Raw genomic sequence first — 3,542 nt, forward strand, 5'->3', positions numbered from 1 at the left:
TCTGGCTAATTTCAAAAATGCAGGTGGTACTGCTTTTATTTCGCAAACATATGATAAGGAAAAGTGGAAGAAAGCAGCGGATGCAGCGAAAGCAGTGATTGATCTTGGACAATATTCTTTATATAAAGATCCTTCCGGCGATGTGCTGAAATCCCTGCAGGGCATCTTTTCCCAGGCATGGAACAATGAGCAGATCTTTTCCCGGAAAAGTAACAGTCTGGGTACCTGGGATGTACACTGCACGCCCCGGCAAGCCGGCGGCTGGTGCGGTATCGCCGCTACACAGGAACAGGTGGATGCTTATTTTATGAAAGATGGAAAATCGATTCAGAACTCTCCATTGTATTCAGAAAAAGGATTTACCAATGTGGGCAATGTGAGTGTGTTTAATATGTATATAGACAGAGAGCCGCGTTTTTACAGGGATGTTACTTACCAGAACTGTATTTACCAGGGTGGTAATATGAGTAGTGCGGCAGCTATCAGCTTCTTTTTTTCTGGTCCTAACGGTAAAAACGGGCATCCTACAGATTGGTCAAAGACGGGATATCTCATCAGAAAAAATGTGGCGCCTCAAACCAATGCCGGCTCCGGTGGTACGGGTCAGCAACAGGAACGTCCTATTATTCTTTTCCGTTTGGCAGAGATCTATCTCAACTATGCGGAAGCATTAAATGAATACAGTCCGGGCAGCCCCGACATTCTCACTTATGTAAATCTCATTCGTCAGCGTGCCGGTATTCCTCAATATGGAGCAGGCGCCGATGGCTTGCCTGTGCCGGCCTCACAAGCGGAAGCCCGCGAAAAAATTCGTGCAGAGCGCCGCGTGGAACTGGCGTTTGAAACGCATCGCTGGTTCGATATCCGTCGCTGGAAAATTGCCGCCAGTGTGATGGGAGATGTGCATGGTATGAATATCAATAAAGATGGAAATGATTTCTTTGCGCGCGTAGTGTCGGCAACACACTTGTTCAGAGAAGCCAGCTACTGGTTCCCGATTAGTCAGTATGAAATGGATCGGGGTAAGATGATTGTTCAGAATCCAGGATGGTAGTATAAAAGAATTACGAATTACGAATTACGAATTTGTGGGGAGATCTCCGCGTTTACTATCTCCCCACAAATTCGTAATTCGTAATTCGTAATTCGTAATTCGTAATTCGTAATTCGTAATTTTTAAATCTGATCACTATGTATTTCAATAGATTTGCTGTTTTTGCCTGTTGTATTTTTTTACTGGGACTTTTTTCCTGTACAGATAAATTTGAATTGCCCGACCAGCCACTCTCTGCATATAACAAAGTATATATGCCGCTGGCGGTGAATAATCCCAAAGTATACGCGTTCGCGGTAGCTGATTCCGCGCAGGCCATGATTTACTCTGCCAGTTACGGCGGACAGGATTATCCGACCAGTGATATCCAGGTGACCTTTTCTTCCAATACCGCACTGGTAGATAGTTTTAACGCGGTTAACCACACTGCCTACCTGCCGATGCCGGATAAAAGTTATACGCTCAGCACCACTACCGGTACTATCCGTAAAGGGAGCCTTGGTACAGGCCCACTGACCATTGATGTAAAAACAAGTGGGGCCGGTAGCATCGATATTATGAAAGAGTACCTGTTGCCCGTGAGCATTGTGAGTGCTTCGGCCACCATCAATGAAAGTTTGCGTACTACTTTTTACAAAGTAAGAGCAGATTATCCGGTGTATGACCGCAGTAACTGGCAGGTGCTAAGCTTCTCTTCACAGGAGGCAAACGGAGAAGGCTCCGGTAATGGCAAGGTGATCAATGCTTTGGATAACAATAATGCTACCTATTGGCATAGCCAGTGGCAGGGCACCAGTCCTGGTCCCCCACACTTTTTTGTAATAGATATGGGAGAAGTGAAAACGCTGCATGGCTTTTCTTTCCTCGACAGGCAATCAGATAATGCCGGTAAACCACAGGATGTAGTGGTAGAAACCAGTATGGATAATATCACCTGGACAACGGCAGGTTCCTTTACCTTGGCCAATACGAAAGACCTGCAGCCAAAAGTGTTGTCTTCGTTTACGGATGCACGTTACTTCAGGATTACGATTCAAAACAGTTACAATGCCACTTATACACATCTGGCAGAACTGAACGCCTTTTAAGATTCATCGACTCATCAAAAATACAATAGCATGTTTCAATTATGAACTGACGTTACCGGGTGATTAATTCCTCATTATAAACCCTTTTGAAATTCCACACATGAAAAACAAATTTATGATCCTCCCGGCCATCGCATTATTAATGCTGGCCGGGGCATGTAAGAAATCCCTGATGAATGGCATGGACCCCAATGCCACCCCCGGTTTGAACGGCGCCAATGCTGTGCTGGCATTAAGCGACGTGAATACCACCGCTGACAATGCCATCAGCGGATTTAACAATACTTTTCTTATCACATCCGGCTCCCTGCAGTATTACAAGACGGCCATCAACAATTCCGAAAAAGATTATTTCTGGTGTCAGGCACTGGATATTCAGATGATGGAAGATGTGTATCTGCGCACTAAAACCACCGCGCATAGAACATTGATCTCGAATTTGCTGAATACATTCCTGATTCAGAACGCCGGTTCAGGCGGGCAGCAGGACTGGACCTGGAATGATTACAATGATGACCTGCTATGGGCCGGGCTGGCCTTTGCACGCGGTTATCAGATCACCGGCAATACTACTTATCTGAATCAGGCAGCCTATGCTTTTAACCTGACTTACAACAGGGGCTATGATCAGCAGTTGGGTGGCGGCATCTGGTGGGATGTGGCACACGCCAATAAATCAGGACTCAGCAACAATACGGCGGTGATGCTGGGTTGCTACCTCTATGAATTTACAAAGGACCCCGCTTACCTCACAAAAGCATCAGCAGTATACGACTGGATCTGGAACAACCTCTTTAATCACAGTTCCGGCGCCGTATATGAAAACAAACGCCCCGACGGCTCCCTGGAGATGTCGGATAACGTGTATAACAGCGGCGCATTTATCAGTGCCGCTACCCATCTTCACAGACTAACCGGCCGTGAATCCTTGTTTGATGACGCCAAAAAAGCGGTGGATTATGTCATCGCTAATAAAACGACCAATGGTATACTTTCCAAAGATCATCGCTATGGTACCTGGCAATCTGAGTTTGCACGGGGACTGGGCGAATTTGTACGCGACAATAACCTGTGGAGTACCTATTATACTTTCATGCGTCAGAATGCGGATGCTGCCTGGAATGCCCGTCGCACGGACCTGAATGTATCCTGGAATCAATGGACGGTGCCCACGCCCGCAGATAACGTTACCGCCACACTGGAATGCGTAAGTGCCGTGGTGATGTTGCAGGTAACGCCGGCCGCGCAACCCGGATTTACAGACGGCGCCACTTATCGCCTTACCCCTAAAATTAATGGCAGCAGTGCGCTGGACATCGTGGCCGCTGGCACGCAGAATGGGAGTCTTGCTGACATCTGGGGCTGGAACAATGGAGCGCATCAAAAGTTCCAGCTAGTAG

Annotated in this window: 3 protein-coding genes; all 3 read left to right on the top strand. The window is 47.0% G+C overall.

Annotated elements, in window-relative coordinates:
• Nucleotides 1–1,054 (top strand): RagB/SusD family nutrient uptake outer membrane protein (locus VIP81_RS15765; RefSeq protein WP_331962628.1); only part of this gene is annotated, 1,054 nt, incomplete at its 5' end.
• A gap of 137 nt (nt 1,055–1,191) precedes the next feature.
• The gene (locus tag VIP81_RS15770) at nt 1,192–2,142 is read left to right on the top strand and encodes a discoidin domain-containing protein (RefSeq protein ID WP_331962631.1); all 951 of its coding nucleotides are present in this window, start codon (nt 1,192–1,194) and stop codon (nt 2,140–2,142) included.
• Between the two features lie 100 nt (nt 2,143–2,242).
• Nucleotides 2,243–3,542 (top strand): glycoside hydrolase family 76 protein (locus tag VIP81_RS15775; RefSeq protein WP_331962634.1); only part of this gene is annotated, 1,300 nt, incomplete at its 3' end.

Source organism: Chitinophaga sp. (genome assembly GCF_036566945.1).
Classification (GTDB): domain Bacteria; phylum Bacteroidota; class Bacteroidia; order Chitinophagales; family Chitinophagaceae; genus Chitinophaga.

Excerpts from the sequence above, each read along its gene's own strand:
- VIP81_RS15770 (WP_331962631.1), top strand. The coding sequence starts at position 1,192 with ATGTATTTCAATAGATTTGCTGTTTTTGCCTGTTGTATTTTTTTACTG.